Raw genomic sequence first — 19,104 nt, forward strand, 5'->3', positions numbered from 1 at the left:
GCATTGCGCCAGAGCAATCCACCGTGCGGCGCGCTGCGATGGAATGTAGGTTAATGACGACGCATCTGCCGCGCGCCGTTCAAAAGTCGAGCTGGGCGAACACCCGCGGACCCGAAGGCGCGCCGTCGCCGGCCACGCGCACCATCCAGGCAAAGCCGAGCTCCAGCCCGGAACGCGCGCTGCGATAGGTTACGCTGGGCCCGACATACTGCTGCGCGGCGGGTGCCGCATCCGCGTCACCGCCCAACCGTGCGGCGCGTCCCGACACCTCGATCCCGTACCAGAACGGGGCGGGCCCATGCTGGATCGAGGCGACATAGGCGAGGTTGGTCCCCGCCTCGCCATCCTCGCGGCGGTGGCGGAGCATCATATTGGCCTGGAGCCACCAGCGCGCGCTGCGGGACTCGGCGATCGCGCGCAGCTCGGCGCCGGCATAGCGGCCGGCCCGGTCCACCGAGACCTGCCCCATCAGTCCGAGCCCGAATGGCCGGTCCTCCGGCTCGACGAGGCGGACCAGGGCGACCGCGGACAAGCCATCCAGCTGGAGATGGCCGTCCACCGCTTCGACCTCGGCGCCGACGCCCAACGCCCAGTGGCGGCCCACGCCGCGGCCAGTCTCGAGCTCATGGCTGTCGGCGCCGCCATAGGCACCCGAATATTGCAGCTGCCATTCGCCGGCTTCGGGTTCGAGCTGCTCGATTTGCTCGGGGCCGTTCTGCGCATGTGCGGCAAGCGGCACGGCCAGCGCGGCGATCGCCCACGCCCACCGGCGCATCATGCGCGATCCACCTCGGCCGGTTCGTCGCCGCGATCCTCGGCGGCGTGCGGCGCGGGATCGGCGACGGCCTTGGGACGACCGTAGTAGAAGCCCTGCGCCTGTTCGCAGCCCATCTCCCGCAGCGCGTCGGCGGCGCCCAGCGTCTCCACCCCTTCGGCGGTAACCGGCATGCCAAGTGCCCGTCCCAGGCCCGCCACCGCGCGCACGATCTTGCGGCTCTCCGCCGAGTCCATCGTGCGGACGAAGGAGCTGTCGATCTTGAGATGGTTGAAGCGCAGCTGGCGCAGATGCGACAGGCTCGAATAGCCCTTGCCGAAATCGTCGAGCGCAATACGGATCCCGGTGCGCTGGAGAGAGCGGAACAGCTCGCTCACCGCGTCGATATCCTCGATGATCGCATTTTCGGTCACCTCGACGATCAGCCGCCCCGGCGCGAAGCCGGTTTCGCTGAGCACCGCGAGCAGCCGCGCCGACAGCCAGGGATCCTTGAGCTGGATCGGCGAAATGTTGATCGACAGCGTCGTGTCGGGCGCCCAGCCGCGCGCGGCGATGCAGGCCTGGTGGAGGAGCCGCACCGAGAGGAGATCGATCAGTCCGAGATCCTCGGCGATCGGGATGAATTCGTCGGGCGCGATCATGCCCCGGGTCGGGTGCTGCCAGCGGGCCAGCGCCTCGTAGCCGACTACCCTGCCATCGGCGAGTGCCATCACCGGCTGGTAATAGGGCAGCACCTCCCCTCGCTCGATCGCGCCGCGCAGATCGGCCTCCAGCGCGGCCCGGGCGCGCAGCCGCGCGTCCATCTCGGTCTGGAAGAAACGGCAGGTGCCCCGCCCCGCCCGCTTCGCCTCGTACATCGCGACATCGGCGGCGCGGAGCAGGTCGTCGGCGTCGAGCGCGTGGTTGGGGCTTCGCGCGATGCCGATCGTCGCGCCGATCTCGATCCGGCGATCGCCGACCTGATAGGGCGTGCTGAGGCTGCGGATGATCCGCGTCGCCAGTCTTTTGGCGGTATCGCTGCCGTCGCCATGGGCCAGCGCCAGCACGAACTCGTCGCCGCCGATGCGCGCGAGCAAGCCGCCGCGCGCCAGCTTGACCAGCCGCTCGGAGACCTGGACGAGCACGGCGTCGCCGGTCTCATGGCCATGGACGTCGTTGACCGGCTTGAAGTGATCGAGATCGATACAGAAAAGGCTGCACTGCGTGCTTTCGTCGGCGGCGCGCTCGATTAGCTGAGGCAGTTCATCCTGCAGCACACGCCGGTTGGCGAGCCCGGTCAACGGATCGTGGCGGGCTAGCTGATTGGCGCGCGCCTCGGCGGCTTCGCGCTGGTCTATCTCGCGAACGAGGTCGCCGGCGCGACGCACCGCCAGCACGATGAAACCGATACCCGAAAGCGCGAAGGTAAAGAAATATTCGTCCAGCTGCCACGCTTCGTGCGCTTCCATGAAGGCGAGCAGCCGTTCGAACATGTTGATGTGGTCACAGACCATCGCGACCAGCGCGGCGATACCCAGCATCACCGCGGCCTCGATCGGCCGGATGACGTGGTGGCGAGTCTTCTTCGGCGGGCGGCGCATGCTCTCTCCGTGGCCCAAAGGGCCTGCTTCATTGTAGCGAAGATATGAAGGCTGCAGCTTCCGTAGCGTTACGGATGCACGCGGCCTTTCGGGTGCTTGCCCCGCGCGGCGACGTTCCCTAGTTGTTCACGCATGTCGCTTGCCCCCTCTCCCCAGGACGCCCCCTATCTCCAGGGCCTGAACGAACCCCAGCGCGAGGCCGTGCTCACCACCGAAGGCCCGGTACTGGTGCTGGCCGGCGCGGGCACCGGCAAGACCGCGGCGCTTACCGCGCGGCTGGCGCACCTGCTGTGGACGCGAAAGGCCTATCCATCCGAAATCCTGTCCGTCACCTTCACCAACAAGGCGGCGCGCGAGATGCGCGAGCGTGTAGGCCGGCTGGTCGGCGATGCGGTGGAGGGCATGCCGTGGCTCGGCACCTTCCACGCGATCGGCGCAAAGATGCTCCGCCGGCATGCGGAACTGGTGGGATTGCAGAGCAACTTCACCATCCTCGACACCGACGACCAGCTGCGCTTGCTCAAGCAGCTGATCATCGCCAACGATCTCGACGAGAAGCGCTGGCCCGCGCGCCAGCTCGCCGGGCTGATCGACGGGTGGAAGAACCGCGGCATGATCCCCGCCGATCTCGATGCCGGTGAGTCCGAAAGCTACGCCAACGGCCGCGGCCAATCGCTCTACGCCCAGTATCAGGAGCGGCTTCGGCTACTGAACGCGTGCGATTTCGGCGATCTTCTCCTCCACATGCTCACCATTCTTAAGACGAATCGTGAGGTTCTGGAGCAATATCAGAAGCGCTTCCGCTACATCATGGTGGATGAGTATCAGGATACCAACTCAGTCCAGTATCTCTGGCTGCGGCTGCTGGCGCAGGAGCGCAAAAACATCTGCTGCGTCGGCGACGACGACCAGTCGATCTACAGCTGGCGCGGCGCGCAAGTGGAAAATATCCTGAAGTTCGAGAAGGACTTCCCCGGCGCCGTTGTGATCAAGTTGGAGCAGAATTACCGCTCCACGCCGCACATTCTGGGCGCCGCGTCGGGGGTGATCGCCAACAATGGCGGGCGCCTCGGCAAGACGCTGTGGACCGAGGTGGATGTCGGCGAGAAGGTGAAGGTGCTCGGCGTATGGGACGGGCCTGAGGAAGCCCGCCGCGTCGGCGAGGAGATCGAGGGGCTGCAGCGCGGCGGGCTCAGCCTCGACGCGACCGCGATCCTCGTCCGCGCACAGCACCAGACCCGCGAGTTCGAAGACCGGTTCATCGCGATCGGCCTGCCCTACCGCATCATCGGCGGCTTCCGCTTCTACGAGCGCCAGGAAATCCGGGACGCGCTCGCCTATCTGCGGGTCGTAGCACAACCGGCGGACGACCTCGCCTTCGAGCGTATCGTCAACGTGCCCAAGCGCGGGCTGGGCGACAAGGCACTGGCCAAGGTCCATCAGTTCGCACGGTCGCAGGGCCTGCCGCTGACCACCGCGGCGGCGCGCATCCTCGACACCGACGAGCTGACCCCGCAGGCGCGACGTTCGCTCGGCAATCTGATCGGCGACATGGCGCGCTGGCGGAGCATGGGCGACGACCTCCAGCATCCCGATCTCGCCCGCATCATCCTCGACGAGAGCGGCTATACCGCGATGTGGCAGGCCGATCGCACCGCCGAGGCGGCAGGGCGGCTGGAGAACCTCAACGAACTCGTCCGCGCGATGGAGGAATATGAGAGCCTCTCGGCCTTCCTCGAGCATGTCAGCCTGGTAATGGACAACGAGGCCTCGGCGGAGGAGGCCAAGGTCACCATCATGACGATCCATGCCGCCAAGGGCCTGGAGTTCGACACCGTTTTCCTCGCCGGCTGGGAGGAAGGGATCTTCCCCTCGCAGCGCGCGCTCGACGAAGGCGGGCTCGCCAGCCTGGAGGAAGAGCGCCGGCTCGCCTATGTCGCGATCACCCGGGCGCGGCAGCGGTCGATTATCCTCCACGCGGCCAATCGCCGCATCTACGGCCAGTGGACGTCCAGCCTGCCCAGCCGTTTCGTCGGCGAGCTGCCGCCCGAGCATGTCGAGTCGGAAACGACCATGACCGGCGGCGAGAGCCTGTGGCGGGCGAACTGGAGCGAGCGGAGCGACCCCTTCGCCGATGTCGCGCGCGGCGCCGGGCGCGGGCCCGGCTGGCAGCGTGCGGCGGGTGTGGACACCAAGAACCCGGGCGGCGGCTTCACCGCGCGCACCTTCACCCGCGACCAGCCGCGCGTGCTGGAAAGCCGCGCCTCTGCTGTGAGCTTTGGCGCCAAGCCGCGCGGCGACCTGTCGCTCGGCATGCGGGTGTTCCACCAGAAGTTCGGCTACGGCGTGATCGCGGAGATCGAGGGCAACAAGCTCGAGATCGATTTTGAGCAGGCAGGGCGCAAGCGGGTGATGGACAGCTTCGTCAGCGTGCCCGACTGAGCGCCTGTCAGGCCTCGGGCTCGACCTTCATCAGGGTCGTGCCGACATATTTGTCGAGCTCGGGGTCGAACATCTCGCCGATCTCGAACGCCCGGTCGAGCACCGAGACTTCCTTCAGGCCATCGACCTTGAAGGTGGCGATCTTGGGCTCGCGCGGCAGCATGCCCTCGCGCGAGACGATCTGCGCATCGGCGTAGAGCGACTCGTTGCGCGTGTAGAGGATGTACGGCGCGACGATCATCCGCGTGCGGTTGTAGGTCACCTGCAGGCAGCGCAGGCGCACGATGCCTTCCAGCACGAAGGGGGTGTTGTTGACGGGAGCTTCGGTCACGGCAGCGCTAACGTTCATGAGACAAATATGATACCAATGCTGCATAGCAGCAAGCGCAAAGCGCATATACCATGGGACACGCCTCTCCCAGCGTTGTTTCGGCTATAACTTCGTTCAGCCGCGCTTCACGCGCAAGGGCGGATGGAAGCCCCGTTCCCGGCCAGTGCGCCGGCCGGGTGAATGAAGGAGACTCGCATGAAGCATGTCCTGGCCCTGGTTGCGCTCGCTACCGCCGGCCTTTCGGTCGCAGCGCCGGCCTCGGCGCAGCAATATTCCTCGCCCGATCAGGAGCGCGCCCGCTTCGAGGCGGCGCGGGATCGGTTCGACCGTGAATATCGCCTGTTCCAGCAGGCGTCCGAGCGCTACGCCAATTACAGCGACTGGCTCGCCCATGCCCCGCCCCCGCCGCCGCGCATCGACGCCCGCGACGAAGGCAATTGGGAGCCGTCGCGCTATTATCGCCCCGGCAGCGACGAGCGCGTGCTGAGCGCCAATGACCGCGTCTATCGCGGCGATGACGGTCGCTATTATTGCAAGCGACCCGACGGCACCACCGGCCTGATCGTCGGCGCAGCGGCTGGCGGCCTGTTTGGCAACGTCATTTCCGGCCGCCATTCGAGCACCGTCGGCACGCTGCTGGGCGCGATTGCGGGCGGCGCGATCGGCAACTCGGTCGACCGCAACAACCAGATGAACAACCAGGACGTGCGCTGCCGCTGAGGCGCGTATTCGGGGCTTTGCACGATTCGTCGCGAAGCCCCTTGTCCTCCGACGAGCCAGACCTATGTTGAACCTGCGGGACCGGGCCCCTCTGGCGGCGGCTTCACCTGAAGCCCCGTGATGTCGGACCGCATCGAGCGTGCTCGGTGCAGGATCGGCGGTGTTCTCCCACTCCCTCGCACCACCCTCCCATCGGGCCGCTCGATCGATGCAATCATCGATTTGGAGCCGTTACCATGACGATTGTTGAACGCCTGATCGCCACCCACCGGATGCTCGAGCGCGAGATCCGCAGCGAATTGCGCCGCCGCCTGCCGGACGCCTTCCGCTTGGCGCAGCTCAAGAAGCACAAGCTTGCGGTGAAGGACCGACTGCATTTGCACCTGCCGGGGCCAGCCGCGCGGCTGGCGTTGGTGCCGAGCCGCCGCTGAAGGCGGCCGGTCAGGTCCGGCGGGATGCCGCCGGACCTGCTATCCTCAATGCCAGAAGATCAGCAGCAGGATGATGATGGGAAGCGGAATCCCCAACAGCCACAATAGGATGCCCTTACCCATTTCGATCTCCTGAAAGCGTCGTTTCGCTTTCGACTAAACCATGGTTTGGCTGCCAAGTTCCCCTCTGGGAACCGAGCGCGTGCTGGTGCACTAAGGCCGCGATGCAAATCGACGGTCTCCCCATGCCCCGCCGCCTCACCGCCATCGCCGCCGTGTCTTTCGGCACGGCGCTGGTCGTGATCGACGGCGCCATCGCCACTGTGGCCCTCCCCACCATCGCGCACGACCTGCACGTGGATTCGTCCGCCGCCGTCGCAGTGGTGACGGTGTACCAGCTGGTGCTGGTGATGCTGCTCCTGCCCTTCTCGGGCCTAGGCAACCGCATCGGCCTCAAGCGGCTGTACCAATGGGGGCAGATCGTCTTCACGGTCGCGACGATCCTGTGCTTCTTCGCCAAGAGCCTTCCCTTTCTGCTGATCGTGCGCGCGGCGCAGGCGGCGGGTGCCGCGGCGGCGCTCAGCGTCTCCTCGGCGCTGGTTCGCCAGATCTATCCGAAGCGCCAGCTGGGGCGGGGGCTGGGCGTGAACTCGGTGGTGGTATCGGTCTCCGCCGCGGTTGCGCCCACGCTCGGCGGACTGGTGCTGGCGGTAGGACCCTGGCCCTGGGTGTTCGCCTCCGCCGTCCCTTTCGCCATCGCGAGCCTGCTGCTCGGCCGATCGCTGCCCGACGTTCCGCGGTCCGAGGCGCCGTTCGACGTGCTCGGCGCGGTGCTCTGCGCGGCGATGTTCGGACTGGTGATTGGCGGGCTCGAAAGCGGCGTGCATGGCGACAGCCCGATCGTCTCCGCGGCTGTGGTGATCGCGGGGATCGCCGTGGGCGTGATCTTCGTCCGGCGTGAACGCGGCGAGGCCGAGCCGATCCTGCCGGTGGACCTGCTCGCACGGCCGGTGCTGGCCCTTTCCACGGTCGGCGCCTTCACTGCCTTCATCGCGACGATGACGCTGCTGCTCTCGCTGCCCTTCCGCCTGCAGCACGGCTATGGCTTTGCCCCGTCCGAGGTCGGCGCGGTGATCGCGCCCTGGCCGCTGACCACGATGTTCGTCGCCCCGCTCGCCGGCACGCTGTCCGATCGCTATCCGGCCGGTGCGCTGGGCGGGATCGGCATGGCGATTGCCATTTCGGGCCTGATCGCCCTCGGCTTCCTGCCGCGCGATCCCAGCTATTTCGACATCGCCTGGCGGATGTCGCTGACCGGCGCGGGCTTCGGCATGTTCCTGTCGCCCAACGCGCGGCTGATCATCGGTTCGGCGCCGGTCGAGCGCGCCGCGGCGGCGGGCGGCCTGATCTCGACGACTCGGATGGTGGGCCAAACCACCGGCGCGACGCTGGTCGCCGCGCTGTTGGCCATGGGCGTAGGTGCAGGCAGCACGCCCGCCCTCGTCGCCGCGGGTCTCGCGCTGGTTGCGGGCATCTGCAGCCTCGCGCGCCTTCGGCCCTCCGTCCGCAACCCGGCGAAGACCGAGGCGGACGACGCTCAGCCAGCGCAGATAGGGTAAAGCTTTACCGACCCCAATCCACGCAAGCATTGCGCGGGCCCCGGCCCCGCGCCAAGAGCGAGGCTATGTCACCGCATCCTTTCGCCATCGGCAATTTCCGCGCCTATTTCGTCGCCCGCCTGGCCTCCACCCTCGGGCAGATGGCGATGGTGATCGTGATCGGCTGGCAGGTCTATGACATCGCCCGCCGCACGATGAGCATCAAGGAAGCGGCGTTCCAGCTGGGCATGATCGGCGTGGCGCAGTTCCTGCCGCTGCTGTTCCTGTCGCTGTTCGCGGGCTGGGTGGCGGACCGGATCGACCGGCGCTGGATCGCTCGGGCCGCCGTGGCGCTGGAGGCGAGCTGCGCGCTTGCCCTCGCCTGGCTGACCTGGCAGCAGACGATCACCCTGCCCGCCCTGTTCAGCATCGCGGCGCTGCTCGGCGTTGCCCGCGCCTTTGCCAGCCCGGCGCTGGGTGCGCTGGCACCCAACCTCGTGCCCAAGGCCGTGCTGCCGACCGCGATCGCGCTCAGCTCGCTCGCCTGGCAGAGCGGCACCGTGATCGGCCCGGCGATGGGCGGCTATCTCTATGCGGCAGCCTCGTGGCTCGCCTATGCCGTCTCGAGCGGGCTGTTCCTCGTCTCGCTGCTGATGCTGTTCCTGATCGGCCCGGTGCCGGTCGCCAACCGCAAGTTCACCGGCAGCCCCTGGTCGCAGATGGTTGACGGGCTCCATTATGTCCGCCGCAACCGGCTGGTGCTCGGCGCCATCTCGCTCGACCTGTTCGCGGTGTTGCTCGGCGGCGCGACGGCGATGCTGCCGGTCTATGCGCGCGATATCCTGCAGGTGGGATCCGAGGGCCTCGGGCACCTTCGCGCCGCGCCTGCGTTGGGTGCGGTGGTGACGGCCCTGTTCTTCTCGTGGCGCCCGCTCAAGACCAATGTGGGCGTGAAGATGCTGGTCGCGGTCGCGCTGTTCGGCGTGGCGACGGTGGTGTTCGGCGCTGCTGCTCCGCTGCTGGTGCCCGTGCTCGGCCCCAAGGCGGTGGGCACCGACCTGTCGCCCGCCGTGCTGATCTCGCTCGCGGCGCTGTTCGTGCTGGGCGCGGCCGACATGGTGTCCGTGTACGTGCGCCAGTCGCTGATCCAGCTCTACACGCCGGACGAGATGCGCGGCCGCGTCGGCGCGGTCTCCACGCTGTTCATTTCCGGCTCGAACGAGCTGGGCGAAGCCGAAAGCGGCTTCCTCGCCGCGCTGATCGGGCCGGTTGCCGCGGTGATCGGCGGCGGTATCGGCGCGATCCTTGTCACATTGCTGTGGTCGAAGCTATTCCCTGAGCTCAAGCGGGCTCGAACCTTCGATCCTCCGGCCACCCTCGAAGTTCCTCCCAAGGAGATGACGACATGAAGGCCCATTCGATCCTCGAGACGATCGGCAACACGCCGCACGTCCGTATCAACAAGCTGTTCCCCGGCGCCGAGGTTTGGATTAAGTCCGAGCGCTCGAACCCGGGCGGCTCGATCAAGGACCGCATCGCGCTGGCCATGGTCGAGGCGGCAGAGAAGGACGGCAGCCTCCAGCCCGGCGGCACGATCGTCGAGCCGACCAGCGGCAACACCGGTGTCGGCCTAGCGATGGTCGCGGCGGTGAAGGGCTACAAGCTGATCCTAGTGATGCCGGAGAGCATGTCGCTCGAACGCCGCCGGCTGATGCTCGCCTATGGCGCGAGCTTCGACCTCACCCCGCGTGAGAAAGGCATGAAGGGCGCGATCGAGCGCGCGCTCGAGATCGTCGAGAGCACGCCCGGCGCCTGGATGCCGCAGCAGTTCGAAAACGCTGCGAACATCGACGTGCATGTGCGTACCACTGCGCAGGAAATCCTCAACGACTTCCGCGACACGCCGATCGACGTGATCATCACCGGCGTCGGCACCGGCGGCCACATCACCGGCGTCGCCGAGGCGCTGAAGAAGGAATGGCCGAACCTCAAGGTGTTCGCGGTCGAGCCGGAACTGTCGCCGGTGATCTCGGGCGGCCAGCCGGGCCCGCACCCGATCCAGGGTATCGGCGCGGGCTTCGTGCCGAAGAACCTGCACACCGACGCGATCGACGGCGTGATCAAGGTCGATGCCGCCGTCGCCAAGGACATGGCGCGCCGCTCGGCCGCCGAAGAGGGCATGCTGGTCGGCATTTCCTCGGGCGGCACGCTGGCGGCGATCCTGCAGAAGCTGCCCGACCTGCCTGATGGCGTCCGGGTCTTGGGCTTCAACTACGACACCGGCGAGCGCTATCTGAGTGTGCCGGATTTCCTGCCCGAGAGCTGATCGGAGGTGGAGGGGCGCCACCCCCTCCAGCGTCATCCCGGCGAAAGCCGGGATCCATTCGCATTCGGTTGCAGCAGGAGCCGTAACGCTGAGGGCGTTGGATCCCGGCTTCTACCCATATTACAGCGCGTTAGGGTCTATTGCTGGGCCTTAGAATCAACTGCCGAAGCCTCGGCGGTTCCGTTGTCCGGTGCCGCCGCTGATGTCTCCGCGGCGGCAGGCAGCGCGACCTGCACCTCCACGCGCCGGTTCTTCGCCCGCCCCTCCGGATCGTCGCTGCCGTCCGGCTTGGCATTCGGCACCAGCGCGCGGGTCTCGCCGAGCGCGACTACCGTCATCCGCGCGGCGGGCACGCCCTTCGAGAGCAGATAATCGCGCACCGCCTCGGCCCGCTTGCGCGAGGCGGTGAGATTGTCGCGATCATTGCCCCGCGTGTCGGTGTGGCCGCTGATCGTAATCGCGCCACCTGCGGCGGTCGTCGGGTTCGCCAGCAGTTCGTCCAGCAGCTTACGACCGGCATCATCCAACTTGAGGCCCGCCGCGCCGAAGGGCACCACGAGATCCAGCGGCTTCAGCTCGGGCTTCTCCGGTTCGTCCGGCACCACTTCGGGCCGGAGGATCGACTTGGGCGCCTCCGCAGCGCTGTTGTTCGCCAGCCCGTCGTCCTCGGCGAGGATGCTCTTGTTCTCGGCCGCGGCATTGTCGCGCGCGGGCTCCCGCGCATTGCAGCCCGCCAACGTCACCGCGAGCGCCAGCATCGCCCATCTGCTCATGCAACCTCCTCCTGAAGCCGTCGCGCCGCCGGCATGGGGGGCACGTACGAGATGATCGTGTCGCCGGGCTGCGGCGTCGGTCGGCTGGCGTGCGAGAAGAAGCGGAGCAGCCCGCCCTTGCGCACCAGCAGCAGCATGTCGGCCGCGTCCGGCAGGTCTGCCTTGGCCGCGTCGAAATCGAACTGCTCGGTCAGCCGCGTCTTGCGGAAGGTCCAGCCATCGCCCTCGCGCTCGACGATTTCGTCGACGCCGTGGCCGCTGGTGAACAGTGCGCGTCCTCGGAGGGATTCCGGCAGCGCCCGCACATCCTCGTCATCACCGCCGCTGCCGAGCTGGTAGACATTGTCGCGGCCCATCTCATGGGCGAATTCGTTGCAGACCAGCGCGTTATAGGCCTCGTTGTCGCTGGTCGCGGCGAGCACCTGGAACTGCGACATGTCCAGCCGGTCCTCGGTCGCCTCGGCGAGGATCTCGCCGTGATAGGTGGCGATGCCGGCCGAGCGCGCGGCCCGCAGCCGCTGCCAGCTGGTGTCGCAGATCGTCACCGGCACTTCGAGTTGGCGGAGCTGGTCGGCGAGCGCGAGGCTCCACGACGTGCCGCCGACGATCAGCAACCCGCGCTCGGTGGCGCCGGTCACCTTGAGCAGCTTCGCCACCGGCCCGATCGAGAAGCCGTGCGCCACGATGGTGGCAACGACGACGGCGAAGGAAAGGGTGACGAGGATCGAGCCGTCGCTATACCCCAATTTGTCCAGCCGCAGCGCGAACAGGCCGGAGATCGCCACCGCGACGATACCGCGCGGCGCGATCCAGGCCACCAGCAGCCGCTCGTTCCACGGCACCTTGGTGAAGGCGAGGCTCAGCAGCACGGTGATCGGCCGCACCAGGAACAAGAGCGCGGCGAGGAAGGCGAGGAAGCGCCACTCGAAATGCCGCAGCACCTCGAAATCGAGCGAGGCGGAGAGCAGCACGAACACGCCCGAGATCAGGAGGACAGTGACATTCTCCTTGAACGGGTGGATGTCGCGCAGCGAGTCCAGCTTCATGTTGGCGAGTGCCACGCCCATCACCGTGACGGTAATCAGCCCGGTTTCCTGCTGGATCAGGTTCGATCCGACGAACACGCCGATGACCGCCACGAGCAGCACCGGCGCCTTGAGATATTCGGGCACATGGCCGCGCTGGAAGGCCCAGCCGATCGCTTTGGCCACGACATAACCGATCAGCCCGGCGACGATGCTCGCGGCGAGCAATGAGCCCAGCACGCTGAGCAGCGTACCGCCATCGCCCGAGCGGCGCAGATATTCGTAGGTGATCAGCCCGCACAGCGCGCCGATCGGATCGTTGACGATCGCTTCCCACTTCAGGATCGCCCGCGGCCGCTGGGCGACATTGCTCTGGCGCAGCAGCGGCAGCACCACCGTGGGCCCGGTGACGACGAGGATGCCGGCGAACAGCGTCGCGACGGGCCAGACCAGCCCGGCGGCATAATAGAGCGCCAGCGTGCCCAGCCCCCAGCCGATCGGGACGCCCAGCAGCACTAGCCGGGTGACCGCGCCGTCGGTGCGGCGCAGCTCGCGGAAGTTGAGGCTCAGGCCGCCTTCGAACAGGATCAGCGCGACGGCGATCGAGACGATCGGCTCTAGCAGCTCGCCAAAAACGGCGTGCGGCTCGATCAAGCCGGCAACGGGCCCCGCGAGCACACCCGCGACCAGCATCAGGGCGATCGCGGGCCAGCCCGTACGCCAGGCAATCCACTGGGCACCGATGCCGAGCGCACCGATCAGCGCGATGACGAGCGCGGGTTGATGCATCCGGAGAACAGGCCTTCTTTTATGCGCAAACGCGTTGCGCCCCCGCCCGCAATACGGTTGCACTGCGGCATCGGTTCCGTTTCGCTGGCGATCGGAACTGTGTTGTTCCCAGTTCAGGCGCTTTGGGATACAGGCGGCCACCCTGATTTCGGAACATCGCAACCGCCTGTGACGCCTGCTCTTCCCACTGCTTCTCCTTCTTTGTGGCTCCGCCTCGTTCTCGGCATCGTCGCGCTTGCCGCCTTGGTGGTGCCGGCGCTGCTGGTGCTCGACGCGCCCAGGATGCCGCACCGCGCCCGCCGGGTACCACCGGTGGTGCTGCCCAATCGCGTGGTACCGAAAGAAGAGCTGCCCCCGGTCGAGCCGGTCGCGATCGCCGATCTGGATCCCGAGGATGCCCGTGCCTTCAACGCCTCGATCCCGTTCTCGACCGATCCCAACCCGGCCGCGCGCCCCTTCCATCTGGTCGGGGCAGCGGACAGCCAGGCGCGCGCGGTCGATTGCCTCGCCGCCGCGGAAATCTACGAAGCGGGCGACGATGCGCTGGGCGAGCGCGCGGTGGCGCAGGTGATCCTCAACCGCGTCCGCCACCCCGCCTTTCCCAAGACGGTGTGCGGCGTGGTATTCCAGGGATCGGAGCGCAGCACCGGCTGCCAGTTCACCTTCAGCTGCGACGGCGCGCTCACCCGATGGTCGCCGACGCCGGTGGCCTGGGCTCGCGCCCGCGAGATCGCACAGATGGCGCTGCACGGCACGGTATTCCGTCCGGTAGGCCACGCGACCCATTATCATACCGATTGGGTGGTGCCCTATTGGAGCGCGAGCCTCGACAAGATCGTCGAACTGCACACGCACCTGTTCTTCCGCTGGGCGGGCTGGTGGGGCACCCCGCCCGCCTTCAACCGCTCCTATGTCGCCGCTGAGCCCAACATCCCCCTACTCGCCAAGCTCTCCCCCGCGCATCTGGGCGGCACCACGGAGGCTGTGGGGCCGGCCGGCGATCCGGGTGCGACGGGCTTGCTGTTCGACGCCAACAAGGCCGCCGGCGCGATCCCGGCGAGCGCCGTTCCCGCCGCGGTGGCAGGTGATCAGAACGTCTTCCTGGTGACCCTGCCCGACGACATGGTCCCGGACCTCTACCCGGCCCTCGCGCTGCGCACCTGCGGCGACCGGCCCTATTGCAAGTTCATGGCGTGGCTGGACCCGTCCAAGAAGCCCGCCCGTCTGCCGCCGACCGGCGACCAGGCGGCGGCGATGTCGTTCAGCTATCTGCGCGACGAGAAGGTCCAGTATGTGAAGGCGCTGTGGAACTGTGAGCAGTTCCGCCGTCCGAGTACGGCCCAGTGCATGCGCCGCCAGCCACAGCCTGCCCCGGCCGCCATGCCGACGCCGTCACCGACCACCGAGCCCGCGCCGCTGGACGGCGTCCGCCGCAAGACACCGCCCGCACAAAACAAAGCCGGCGCTGCGGCTCCCGCAACGCCGGCCTCGCCGGTTCCCAGCAGCGATTAGGCTGCCTTGAACATCTCCGGGTCGAGCGCCATCACCGCCTCGCTGCCCGCCTCGATCTTGCGGCGCAGGCCGCTCGCATCGGGGAGGAACCGCTCGGCATAGAAGCGCGCGGTGACCAGCTTGGCTTCGAGGAAGGCGACGTCCTCGGCGCCCTGCGCTAGCGCCTCGCTCGCGGCCTTGGCCATGCGCAGCCACATCAGGCCGAGCGCGACCAGTCCGGTCAGCTGCATGTAGGGATAGGCGCCCGCGCCGACTTCGTTCGGGTTCTTGAACCCGTTCTGCGCCAGCCACATCGTCGCACCCTGGAGATGGCCCAGCGCCTTTTCCAGCGCCTCGGCGAAGCCCGCGAGCTTCGCGTCACCCTTTGCGACGGCGATCTCTTCACCCACCACGCGGAAGAAGGCCTGCACCGCCCGGCCGCCGTTCAGCGCCAGCTTACGGCCGACCAGGTCCATCGCCTGCACGCCGTTGGTGCCTTCGTAGATCATCGCAATGCGGGCATCGCGGACATATTGCTCCATGCCCCATTCGGCGATATAGCCATGGCCGCCATAGACCTGCTGGCAGTCGGTCGCGACCTTGTAGCCGATATCGGTACCGACGCCCTTGATCACCGGAGTCAGCAGCCCGATCAGGTCACCGGCGAGCTGCCGCTCCTCCTCGCTGGCGGCGGCATGTTCCATGTCGACCTGGAGCGCGCCCCACAGGCACAGCGCGCGCAGACCTTCGATCTGCGCCTTGGCCTCCATCAGCATGCGGCGCACGTCGGGATGGACGAACAGCGTGTCGGCCTTCTCCGCGGGCTCCTTCGGCCCGGTGAGCGCACGGCCCTGGCGGCGGTCGCCGGCATATTGGACCGCGTTCTGCATCGCGACCTCGGCGATGCCGAGGCCCTGCAGGCCGACGCCCAGACGCGCCGCGTTCATCATGATGAACATCGCGGCTAGACCCTTCATCTCCTCGCCGACCAGCCAGCCGGTGGCGCCGTCATAGTTCATCACGCAGGTCGAGTTGGCATGGATGCCCATCTTGTGCTCGATCGAGCCGCAGCTCACGCCGTTGCGCGCGCCGAGCGAGCCGTCGTCATTCACCAGGAACTTCGGCACCACGAACAGCGAGATGCCCTTGGTGCTGTCCGGCGCGCCGGGGGTCTTGGCCAGCACCAGGTGAATGATGTTGCTGGTCAGGTCATGCTCGCCCGACGAAATGAAGATCTTCGTGCCGGTGATGCTGTAGGAGCCGTCGGCATTGGGTTCGGCCTTGGTCTTGATGAGGCCCAGATCGGTGCCGCACTGCGGCTCGGTCAGGTTCATCGTGCCGCCCCACTCGCCCGAGATCATCTTGGGCACGTACTTGGCTTTCTGCTCCTCCGAGCCCTTGACCAGCAGCGCGGCGATCGCGCCGTGGGTGAGGCCCGGATACATGGCGAAGGCCATGTTGGAGGCGATCATATATTCCTCGAACGCGGTCGCCACGACATGCGGCATCGCCTGGCCGCCGAACTCGGCCGGCGCGCTCAGCGTACCCCAGCCGCTCTCCACGAACTGCTTGTACGCTTCCTTGAAGCCATCGGGCGTCGTCACGCTGCCGTCCGGGTGACGGGTGCAGCCCTGCTGATCACCGCTATGATTGATCGGGAACAACACCTCGGCGACGAACTTGCCGCCCTCCTCCAGCACCGCGTCGACCACGTCGGGCGTCGCCGCCTGGAAGTGCGGGAGGTCGGTGTAGCGATCGAGCCCGATGACCCGATCGAGGACGAAGCGCGTGTCGCGCACGGGCGGGGTAAACTGCGGCATTTCAGGTTCCTCAGCGTTCGTTGTCTTTAGTGCTCGTTGTCTTTGCTTTTGATCAGGTCGACGAACTGCGCGAGCTCGGCGATATGCGCGTCGATGTCGCGCTTCTGTGCCTCCAGATGGCGGATGCGGTCCATGCACCGCTCCAGCGTCACCTGGCGCTGCACGCGCCGGCCGTCGCCAAGATCGTAGAGATCGATCATCTCCTTGATCTCGCCCAGGCTGAACCCGACGCGCTTGCCCCGCAGGATCCAGGCGAGCCGGGCGCGATCGCGATGCGTGTAGATGCGCTGGGTGCCGCGCCGTTCGGGCGAGATCAGCCCCTCGTCCTCATAGAAGCGCAGCGCGCGGGGGGTTACCCCGAACTCGGCGCACAGGTCGGAAATGGAAAAGGCGTCGCGGTCGGGACGCGGTTCGATCGGCGCCAGGGCCTCGATCGGAGCGGCAGCAGCGGTCATACTGCCTTTGTAGTTTACCTTTACGTGAACGTCAAGTGGTAGGCGCTAGTTCTTCGGCGGCGTGGCATCACCGTTGTAGCGGGCGCGGACGATGTCCTCGTGGAGCAGGATGGCACGCGTTTGCAGCTCGGCGGCCTCACTCTCGGTGAGCCCATCACTGGAAAGCCGCTCGGCGATGTTGCTGTTGCCGGTGGTCTCCCGGCGCAGCTGTCGCGCTTCCCCGCGGGCGAGCTGTCCGCTCCGCTCGCCGGCACGTATCTCACTGCGCGCAGTGCGGGGCTGCGTCGGGACATGAATACCGCGCCCGGCGAAGCTGCCGCCGCCGCTCGAGGGTACGGGCCCGCCCCAGATCTGGGCGGAGACTGGGAGGGCAGCCACCAGGCAGGCGGCGCTCGCAAGGACTAGAACACGCATCGGCGCTCTCCTGACATGGCTGCCTGTCGGCTCCGGCAGCCTCGGGAGAGGGTATCACATGCAAGCGCCGCGTCTACTGCCCGCAGAGCGCATGGCCCTCGGCGTCACGCATCGCCTGCGCCTCCGGCACCGACTCGCCGAGCCGCGCGAACTGCGCCCCCGCCAGCGCCGCGCGGCCGGTGCAGAGCTGCGCACAGGCCTTGGGCAAGGCGCCCGGCAGCGCGAGATGGTCGCCGTCATAGCGGGCGGTGAAGCGGCAGCCGCCGTCGGGCCCGAGGGTGAGCGTGAGCCCCTCCCCGTCGCGGAGCACCGATCCGGTCGCGCGGCAGCCATTGCCTTCGCCATAGTCGATGACGATGCCGATCCGGTGCGCCGCGCCGACCGGGATGATGCAGAGCCGGTCGGGCCCGCGCGCATAGGCACCGGCGATACTCACATCCTTGGGATCGCGGACCAGCCCGCGCTGGATCGCGGCATTTTCGAGATCGACCGCGGTGCCGGCGGGCGGCGCAGGCGCCGGCCCGCCGCACGCGGCGAGCCCGAGCAGCAACGCCAGCCCCGCCCGCCTCATGCGTCGCGCACCAGCGCTCCGTTCTCGATCCGGCGGTAGAAGCAGCTCGGCGCGCCGGTGTGGCAGGCAGGGCCGTGCGGCTCGACGCGGAGCCACAGCGCGTCCTGGTCGCAATCGATCCGCGCTTCGACGACGTGGAGGAAATGCCCCGAGGTCTCGCCCTTGGTCCACAACCGCCCGCGGCTGCGCGACCAGAAGGTGGCCTTGCCGGTCTCCAGCGTCACCGCCAGCGCCTCGGCATTCATATGCGCGAGCATCAGCACCTCGCCGGTGGTGGCATGGGTGGCAACGGCGGTGATCAGGCCGTTGGCGTCATATTTCGGGTCGAGCGTGGCGCCCGTTTCGCGGATGTCGGTCACGGGCGCGCTGTAGCCGGGTTCGCGGCGAGCGTCATCCCTCGCATGTCCGCGTGGAGCAGTTTAGGGCATCGTTGCGTCCTGTATTCGAAGGGAGAGTATCGTGTTCCTGTTTGCCCTGGCCCCGCTCGCCCTAGCGGCGGCTCCCGTTCCGGCGCAGACGGGCCCTAGCTTCGCCTGCTCGACCGCCGCGGCGCTGACGGAGAAGGCGATCTGCGCCGACCCGAAGCTCAGCGCGCTCGATCGCGAGATGGCGCAGCTTTTCGCGATCGCCAAGGAAAACGCGTTCGGCAGCGGCCCCTCCAACCAGCTCGCCGCCCAGCGCACCGCGCTGCAGGAGATGCGCGCCTGCAAGCCGCCGTTCGCCGCCTGCCTGCTGGACCGCTATGCCCTGCGCAACCAGGAACTGGCGATCGCAGCGCTCCTCAAGGCCCCAGCCACCGCGCTGCCGATCCTGCGGCGCGGCGACCCTGCCTTCGCGCCGATCCTCGAGGCGGTGCAGCTCTGGTCGGAAGCGCCGGTCGACGCCAACTGGTCCGCGCCCGAACGCGCGAAAAGCCGCACCCGCATTGCCGCGCTGCTCCAGCCCTATCTCACCGGCCTACAGACCAAGCCGGACCAATCGTTCGGCGCTTCGATCCTGCGCGAGCCCGGCACAGACGGCGTCACGGTGAAGACGATCGACGACCTGTTCCGCTCGGATCGCCACTTCGCCACCTTCCTCAACGTGCTCGGCCCCTATGTCGACGAGCCCAGGCTCTCGGGCGCGCCGCGCACCCTGCCCTGCGGCGCGATCGTGCGGCACCCCAGGTTGTTGGACGCCACCGGCCCGGTATTCGGATCGACGATGGACAATTTCGTCTTCCGCAACGACTGCGGCGACACCCTGCCGCCCCTGCCGTCGCTCGGGGCGCTGCAGACCAAGCTATTCCATAGCTGGCCGGAGTGCGAGGGCACGATCCGCTATATGGCGTACAGCAGCTTCAACCGCGACGTCGATGCGGCGCGGCTGGGGACGCTCGAGCCCGGCAAGGCCAAGTTGCTGCCCGCACGCAAGGACGTAACCAAGGCGGATGTCGCGAATGTCGAGCGCGACCTCACCGCCTATTACGTCACTTATCTGCACCGCGCCCCGGCAGCTGCCGCAACGATGGCCCGCGGCGCGCTCTCCCGGCTGATGACGGACGCGCACCAATGTGAGTGAGGC

The 19,104-nt window shown here is 67.7% G+C and carries 18 protein-coding genes; 8 read left to right on the top strand and 10 right to left on the bottom strand.

All coding sequences use genetic code 11. The annotated features are described in order from the left end of the window. Positions 1-79: 79 nt before the first annotated feature. Both ACTJKY_RS15045 and ACTJKY_RS15050 read right to left on the bottom strand, forming a co-directional pair. Complete coding sequence (locus tag ACTJKY_RS15045; protein ID WP_440846939.1) at positions 80-778, bottom strand: hypothetical protein; 699 nt, start codon at positions 776-778, stop codon at positions 80-82. Then, the gene (locus ACTJKY_RS15050) at positions 775-2,355 is read right to left on the bottom strand and encodes a putative bifunctional diguanylate cyclase/phosphodiesterase (RefSeq protein ID WP_440846940.1); all 1,581 of its coding nucleotides are present in this window, start codon (positions 2,353-2,355) and stop codon (positions 775-777) included. The genes ACTJKY_RS15045 and ACTJKY_RS15050 overlap by 4 nt, the downstream gene beginning before the upstream one ends. 132 nt (positions 2,356-2,487) lie before the next feature. Here ACTJKY_RS15050 and ACTJKY_RS15055 point away from each other — a divergent pair, with 132 nt between their 5' ends. Further along, positions 2,488-4,797, top strand: a complete 2,310-nt coding sequence (locus ACTJKY_RS15055; protein WP_440846941.1) for an ATP-dependent helicase — start codon at positions 2,488-2,490, stop codon at positions 4,795-4,797. Positions 4,798-4,804: 7 nt separating this feature from the next. Here ACTJKY_RS15055 and ACTJKY_RS15060 read toward each other — a convergent pair whose 3' ends face one another. Continuing rightward, positions 4,805-5,128 carry a hypothetical protein gene (locus ACTJKY_RS15060; protein ID WP_440846942.1) on the bottom strand — a complete coding sequence of 108 codons (324 nt, stop codon included), beginning with the start codon at positions 5,126-5,128 and terminating at the stop codon, positions 4,805-4,807. Between the two features lie 195 nt (positions 5,129-5,323). On the opposite strand from ACTJKY_RS15060, the gene ACTJKY_RS15065 reads away from it, so the two are divergent. The 5 genes from ACTJKY_RS15065 (at position 5,324) to cysK (ending at position 10,203) form a co-directional block, all read left to right on the top strand. After that, a complete protein-coding gene (locus ACTJKY_RS15065; RefSeq protein ID WP_440846943.1) occupies positions 5,324-5,848 on the top strand; it encodes a glycine zipper 2TM domain-containing protein in 525 nt (174 codons plus the stop codon). Between the two features lie 236 nt (positions 5,849-6,084). After that, the gene (locus ACTJKY_RS15070; RefSeq protein WP_093295138.1) at positions 6,085-6,279 is read left to right on the top strand and encodes a YdcH family protein; all 195 of its coding nucleotides are present in this window, start codon (positions 6,085-6,087) and stop codon (positions 6,277-6,279) included. Positions 6,280-6,503: 224 nt separating this feature from the next. Beyond that, positions 6,504-7,898 (top strand): MFS transporter, encoded by a 1,395-nt coding sequence (locus tag ACTJKY_RS15075; RefSeq protein ID WP_440846944.1) that lies wholly within the window; start codon positions 6,504-6,506, stop codon positions 7,896-7,898. A 65-nt stretch (positions 7,899-7,963) separates the two neighbouring features. After that, positions 7,964-9,286: an MFS transporter gene (locus tag ACTJKY_RS15080; protein WP_440846945.1), complete on the top strand. Its 1,323-nt coding sequence runs from the start codon at positions 7,964-7,966 to the stop codon at positions 9,284-9,286. Next, on the top strand, positions 9,283-10,203 hold the full coding sequence (gene cysK, locus ACTJKY_RS15085) for a cysteine synthase A (RefSeq protein WP_440846946.1): 921 nt from the start codon (positions 9,283-9,285) through the stop codon (positions 10,201-10,203). Before ACTJKY_RS15080 ends, cysK begins: the two co-directional genes overlap by 4 nt. Before the next feature lie 137 nt (positions 10,204-10,340). Here cysK and ACTJKY_RS15090 read toward each other — a convergent pair whose 3' ends face one another. Next, the gene (locus ACTJKY_RS15090; RefSeq protein ID WP_440846947.1) at positions 10,341-10,976 is read right to left on the bottom strand and encodes an OmpA family protein; all 636 of its coding nucleotides are present in this window, start codon (positions 10,974-10,976) and stop codon (positions 10,341-10,343) included. Then, positions 10,973-12,790, bottom strand: coding sequence for a cation:proton antiporter (locus ACTJKY_RS15095; protein WP_440846948.1), 1,818 nt, complete (start codon positions 12,788-12,790; stop codon positions 10,973-10,975). The genes ACTJKY_RS15090 and ACTJKY_RS15095 overlap by 4 nt, the downstream gene beginning before the upstream one ends. 201 nt (positions 12,791-12,991) lie before the next feature. Between ACTJKY_RS15095 and ACTJKY_RS15100 the strand changes: the two genes are divergently transcribed. Continuing rightward, positions 12,992-14,302: a cell wall hydrolase gene (locus tag ACTJKY_RS15100; protein WP_440846949.1), complete on the top strand. Its 1,311-nt coding sequence runs from the start codon at positions 12,992-12,994 to the stop codon at positions 14,300-14,302. On the opposite strand, the gene ACTJKY_RS15105 is transcribed toward ACTJKY_RS15100, so the two are convergent. The 5 genes from ACTJKY_RS15105 to hisI all read right to left on the bottom strand — a co-directional run bounded on the left by ACTJKY_RS15105 (position 14,299) and on the right by hisI (position 17,900). Beyond that, positions 14,299-16,101: an acyl-CoA dehydrogenase C-terminal domain-containing protein gene (locus ACTJKY_RS15105; RefSeq protein ID WP_440846950.1), complete on the bottom strand. Its 1,803-nt coding sequence runs from the start codon at positions 16,099-16,101 to the stop codon at positions 14,299-14,301. The genes ACTJKY_RS15100 and ACTJKY_RS15105 overlap by 4 nt on opposite strands. A gap of 26 nt (positions 16,102-16,127) precedes the next feature. Continuing rightward, the gene (locus ACTJKY_RS15110; RefSeq protein WP_333571902.1) at positions 16,128-16,556 is read right to left on the bottom strand and encodes a MerR family transcriptional regulator; all 429 of its coding nucleotides are present in this window, start codon (positions 16,554-16,556) and stop codon (positions 16,128-16,130) included. Positions 16,557-16,601: 45 nt separating this feature from the next. Then, a complete protein-coding gene (locus ACTJKY_RS15115; RefSeq protein ID WP_440846951.1) occupies positions 16,602-16,970 on the bottom strand; it encodes a hypothetical protein in 369 nt (122 codons plus the stop codon). A 73-nt stretch (positions 16,971-17,043) separates the two neighbouring features. Beyond that, the gene (locus ACTJKY_RS15120; protein WP_440846952.1) at positions 17,044-17,541 is read right to left on the bottom strand and encodes a hypothetical protein; all 498 of its coding nucleotides are present in this window, start codon (positions 17,539-17,541) and stop codon (positions 17,044-17,046) included. Further along, positions 17,538-17,900 (bottom strand): phosphoribosyl-AMP cyclohydrolase, encoded by a 363-nt coding sequence (gene hisI, locus ACTJKY_RS15125; protein ID WP_121077314.1) that lies wholly within the window; start codon positions 17,898-17,900, stop codon positions 17,538-17,540. The genes ACTJKY_RS15120 and hisI overlap by 4 nt, the downstream gene beginning before the upstream one ends. 100 nt (positions 17,901-18,000) lie before the next feature. Here hisI and ACTJKY_RS15130 point away from each other — a divergent pair, with 100 nt between their 5' ends. Continuing rightward, positions 18,001-19,101 carry a lysozyme inhibitor LprI family protein gene (locus ACTJKY_RS15130; RefSeq protein ID WP_440846953.1) on the top strand — a complete coding sequence of 367 codons (1,101 nt, stop codon included), beginning with the start codon at positions 18,001-18,003 and terminating at the stop codon, positions 19,099-19,101. Positions 19,102-19,104: the final 3 nt, after the last annotated feature.

Source organism: Sphingomonas sp. 22176, assembly GCF_052045505.1.
In the GTDB taxonomy this organism is placed as follows: domain Bacteria; phylum Pseudomonadota; class Alphaproteobacteria; order Sphingomonadales; family Sphingomonadaceae; genus Sphingomonas.

Coding starts and splice junctions, on each gene's coding strand:
- cysK (WP_440846946.1), top strand. CDS start 9,283: ATGAAGGCCCATTCGATCCTCGAGACGATCGGCAACACGCCGCACGTC.
- ACTJKY_RS15065 (WP_440846943.1), top strand. CDS start 5,324: ATGAAGCATGTCCTGGCCCTGGTTGCGCTCGCTACCGCCGGCCTTTCG.
- ACTJKY_RS15045 (WP_440846939.1), bottom strand. CDS start 778: ATGATGCGCCGGTGGGCGTGGGCGATCGCCGCGCTGGCCGTGCCGCTT.
- ACTJKY_RS15080 (WP_440846945.1), top strand. CDS start 7,964: ATGTCACCGCATCCTTTCGCCATCGGCAATTTCCGCGCCTATTTCGTC.
- ACTJKY_RS15075 (WP_440846944.1), top strand. CDS start 6,504: ATGCAAATCGACGGTCTCCCCATGCCCCGCCGCCTCACCGCCATCGCC.
- ACTJKY_RS15090 (WP_440846947.1), bottom strand. CDS start 10,976: ATGAGCAGATGGGCGATGCTGGCGCTCGCGGTGACGTTGGCGGGCTGC.
- ACTJKY_RS15070 (WP_093295138.1), top strand. CDS start 6,085: ATGACGATTGTTGAACGCCTGATCGCCACCCACCGGATGCTCGAGCGC.
- ACTJKY_RS15055 (WP_440846941.1), top strand. CDS start 2,488: ATGTCGCTTGCCCCCTCTCCCCAGGACGCCCCCTATCTCCAGGGCCTG.
- ACTJKY_RS15115 (WP_440846951.1), bottom strand. CDS start 16,970: ATGCGTGTTCTAGTCCTTGCGAGCGCCGCCTGCCTGGTGGCTGCCCTC.
- ACTJKY_RS15095 (WP_440846948.1), bottom strand. CDS start 12,790: ATGCATCAACCCGCGCTCGTCATCGCGCTGATCGGTGCGCTCGGCATC.
- ACTJKY_RS15110 (WP_333571902.1), bottom strand. CDS start 16,556: ATGACCGCTGCTGCCGCTCCGATCGAGGCCCTGGCGCCGATCGAACCG.
- ACTJKY_RS15120 (WP_440846952.1), bottom strand. CDS start 17,541: ATGAGGCGGGCGGGGCTGGCGTTGCTGCTCGGGCTCGCCGCGTGCGGC.
- ACTJKY_RS15050 (WP_440846940.1), bottom strand. CDS start 2,355: ATGCGCCGCCCGCCGAAGAAGACTCGCCACCACGTCATCCGGCCGATC.
- ACTJKY_RS15105 (WP_440846950.1), bottom strand. CDS start 16,101: ATGCCGCAGTTTACCCCGCCCGTGCGCGACACGCGCTTCGTCCTCGAT.